The following is a 3,561-nucleotide window of genomic DNA, read 5'->3' as shown; positions in this document are numbered from 1 at the left end:
CCACCGCAGCACCAGATCCCGGTTGGATTCGAGCACCATGTCGATGAAGTCGATGACCACGATGCCGCCGATGTCGCGCAGCCGCAGCTGGCGCACGATCTCCTCGGCCGCCTCGAGGTTGTTCTTGGTGACCGTCTGCTCCAGGTTGCCCCCGGACCCGGTGAATTTGCCGGTGTTGACGTCGACCACCGTCATCGCCTCAGTGCGGTCGATGACCAGGGTGCCGCCCGAGGGCAGCCACACCTTGCGCTCCATCGCCTTGGCCAGTTGTTCGTCGATGCGGTGCACCGCGAAGACGTCCGGTCCGGTCTGCCCGTCCGGCCCGGTCGCGGGCTCGTACTTCGTCAGCTTCGAAACAAGATCGGGCGCAACAGAATTCACGTAGTCGGTGATGGTAGTCCAGGCCTCGTCACCGGACACCACCAGACCGGCGAAGTCCTCGTTGAACAAGTCACGGATGACCTTGACCAGTACGTCGGGCTCTTCGTACAGCGCCACCGCGGCGCCCGCCGCCTTCTGCTTGGTCTCGACCGCTTGGGCCTCGATCTGCTTCCAGCGTTCCTGTAGCCGCACGACGTCGCCGCGGATGTCGTCTTCTTTGACGCCTTCCGACGCGGTGCGGATGATGACGCCGGCGTCCGACGGCACCACCTCACGCAGGATTTCTTTGAGCCGCTGACGCTCGGTGTCGGGCAGCTTGCGGCTGATTCCGGTCGACGAGGCGCCTGGCACGTAGACCAGGTAGCGCCCGGCCAGCGATACCTGAGTGGTCAGCCGGGCACCTTTGTGCCCGACCGGGTCCTTGCTGACCTGCACGACGACGTAGTCACCGGGCTTGAGGGCCTGTTCGATCTTGCGGTCGGTGCCGCCGAGTCCGGCGGCCTCCCAGTTGACTTCACCGGCATAGAGGACACCGTTGCGGCCGCGGCCGATGTCGACGAACGCCGCTTCCATCGACGGCAGCACGTTCTGCACGATGCCCAGGTAGATGTTGCCGACCAGGGATGCCGAGGCCGCCGAGGTGACGAAGTGTTCGACGACGATGCCGTCCTCGAGGACCGCGATCTGGGTGTACCGCGCCCCTGGATGCGGCGGCTCGGTGCGGACCCGGTCGCGCACCACCATCACTCGTTCGACCGCCTCGCGGCGCGCCAGGAACTCGGCTTCGGTCAAGACCGGCGGGCGGCGGCGGCCGGCGTCCCGGCCGTCGCGGCGGCGCTGCCGCTTGGCTTCCAGGCGCGTCGAGCCGTCGATGCCCTTGATCTCTCCGCCCGAAGAGTCGTCGCCACCGCCGGACTTGCCATTGCGGGGGGCGCGCTCATGCACGACGGTGTTGGGCGGGTCGTCGGGCGCGGGGCCCTCGTCGTTGTCGTCACCGGAGCCGGACTTGCGGCGCCGCCGGCGACGCCGACGCCGGCTGCCGGCATCGGCCGAGCCGTTCTCGTCGTCGCCGCCATCGTCGGAGTCGTCCGAATCGTCGGAGTCTTCGGAATCTTGGCTGTCGCCCGAATCGGAGCCGGTGTCGGCGGCTTGGTCGGCACGCCTGTCACCGTCGCCGTTGTCGAGGCCCTGCCCCTCGGACTGGCCGTCGGCTCCGCCCTGCTCGCCGCGACCGCGGCCGCGCCCCCGACGACCCCGACGCCGCCGCTTGCCGGCCGGCCGATCGGCCTGTTCGTCGTCGTCACCGTCCTGGTCATCTTGGTCGTCGCCGGAGTCGTCGTCAGCGTCGTCGTCGGTGGAGTCGTCCTCGATGGGCCCGGTGACGGGCTGCGGCGCGACGAACAACGGCATGTAGTGCGGGCGCTCAGTCTCGAGCAGCAGCCGGGATTCGGGTTCCTCCGGTGCTTGGGCTGCGGCGGGAGGGGCGCCTTCGGCGGCCGCGGTGTCGTCGGGCTGAGCGGCCAGCAGATCGCGGACCCGGACCGCGTCGACATGGTCGACGCTGGAGTGGGCGCTGCGGATCCGGCCGTCCAGTGCGGTCAGCGCGTCGAGTACCCGTCTGCTGGTGGTACCCAGCGTTCGGGCCAGCGAGTGGACTCTCAGTCGGTCCGGCAGATCCTGTCGCTGTGTCGGTTCATTTGCTGAGTCTGATGGTGGGGCACCGTCTACCACGTATTCTCCTCAAGCCCCCGGGCGCGTCTGGGCGACGCGGCCACGCGAGGGCTTCGCTATGTGCCCGGGTCACTTTCTCCCGAGCTTGTGATGGTCTCGCTCCGAGCGGCTCAAGACGAACCCACTCGGTGCCGTACTGAATGCCGGCTTGACATGCCGCGTCGCATCCGCGAAGTGGCGATGGTCGCGCTTGTCCAAGTCTTCATTCGAGTGTCCGAAGCCGGTACGACGACGTTCACCCGCAGCCAGTATCCCACATCACTCGGCGAGGTCGATCCCGCCTGAGGGCAGCGTCGGGAAAGTGCCCTAGGAATTGCCCTAGGAAATTGCTGGCTGGGCCGTTAGCCGCCCGGGAACCAGAGCGCGATTTCCCGCTCGGCTGACTCCGGCGAATCCGAGCCGTGCACCAGGTTGAACTGCGTCTCCAGGCCGAAATCGCCGCGAATCGTGCCGGGAGCGGCCTTGTCCACCGGGTCAGTGCCACCGGCCAGCTGGCGAAACGCCGTGATTGCCCGCGGCCCGGTCACGATGGCCGCCACCACCGGCGCGGAGGTGATGAACTCCAGTAGTGAGCCGAAGAAGGGTTTGCCTTCGTGCTCGGCGTAATGACGGCTGGCCAGCTCCTGGTCGACGGTCCTGAGCTGCAGCGCCGCGATGGTGAGGCCCTTGCGCTCGATACGGCTGATTATCTCGCCAATCAGTTGACGTTCCACGCCGTCGGGCTTGATCAATACGAGAGTCCGCTCGGTCACGCTGCCCAACATAGAGTGCCGACCGGTCGATGCCCAAAACGCGGTTTTGCCGTCAGCCCCCGGGCGGCAGGCCGCGGTCCTGCCGGCGCCGAACCTCGGCGCGGAAATAGGCGATGAGGCCCCACAACGCGGTGAACAGGATGCCGATGAATCCGACGCCGGGGTAGACCGCGAAGCCCGCCAGCACCAACAGCTGCGCCCCCAGGTTGAGCCAAATCGCCCACGGCTTGCGCTGGACACCGGCCAGCAGCACCAGCACGACGGCCAGGCCGATCAGGTAACCCAGCGACGGCCCGCTCAGTCCGCCGCCCACCGCGCCGACCACAGGTATGGCCAGCAGCACCACGATCGCTTCCAGGATCAGCGTGGCGGCCATCACCGCACCGAAGCTTCTCCACGGGTCGGGCCGGACCGAGTGGTCACCGCCGAGAATTTGCGGGATGCGATCGACGTTGCGACCGCGCTGGTCGACGACGCCACGGCCGCCGAAGGGGAGGCGATGTCGGGTACCGGGATAGTCATCACCGGCTCGGTTGTCACCGCCGGTGCCGCCCGCAGCCTGTTCGGTCGGGACCCGCAATGACCGACGACTCTCAGCCCGGCCTCGCCGACCACGGGCCGCCCGACCCGTGGAGAAGCTTCGGTGCGGTGATGGCCGCCACGCTGATCCTGGAAGCGATCGTGGTGCTGCTGGCCA

General features: G+C 68.0%; 3 protein-coding genes and 2 pseudogenes. 2 read left to right on the top strand and 3 right to left on the bottom strand.

Going from position 1 to position 3,561, the window contains the following annotated elements; all coding sequences use genetic code 11:
- The 3 genes from A9W95_RS05205 to A9W95_RS05195 all read right to left on the bottom strand — a co-directional run.
- The coding region (locus A9W95_RS05205) for an Rne/Rng family ribonuclease (RefSeq protein ID WP_067409538.1) at positions 1 to 2,112 on the bottom strand (2,112 nt) is incomplete at its 3' end.
- A 341-nt stretch (positions 2,113 to 2,453) separates the two neighbouring features.
- Entirely contained in the window at positions 2,454 to 2,864 is a 411-nt protein-coding gene (gene ndk, locus A9W95_RS05200) for a nucleoside-diphosphate kinase (protein WP_067409539.1), read from the bottom strand.
- 52 nt (positions 2,865 to 2,916) lie between these two features.
- Entirely contained in the window at positions 2,917 to 3,240 is a 324-nt protein-coding gene (locus tag A9W95_RS05195) for a DUF4233 domain-containing protein (RefSeq protein WP_067409537.1), read from the bottom strand.
- A gap of 12 nt (positions 3,241 to 3,252) precedes the next feature.
- Here A9W95_RS05195 and A9W95_RS25970 point away from each other — a divergent pair.
- Together A9W95_RS25970 and A9W95_RS26710 are read left to right on the top strand one after the other, a co-directional pair.
- Positions 3,253 to 3,447 (top strand): annotated as a pseudogene (locus A9W95_RS25970) (dihydrofolate synthase); the annotation flags it as partial.
- A pseudogene (locus A9W95_RS26710) lies at positions 3,444 to 3,561 on the top strand (DUF4233 domain-containing protein); the annotation flags it as partial. The pseudogenes A9W95_RS25970 and A9W95_RS26710, both read left to right, overlap by 4 nt.

The organism is Mycobacterium sp. 1423905.2 (genome assembly GCF_001673155.1).
Lineage (GTDB): Bacteria > Actinomycetota > Actinomycetes > Mycobacteriales > Mycobacteriaceae > Mycobacterium.
This window is presented reverse-complemented; position numbering and strand designations above follow the sequence as displayed.

Bases quoted from the DNA above. Each gene is read 5' to 3' on its own strand.
- A9W95_RS05195 (WP_067409537.1), bottom strand. From the start codon at position 3,240: ATGGCCGCCACGCTGATCCTGGAAGCGATCGTGGTGCTGCTGGCCATA.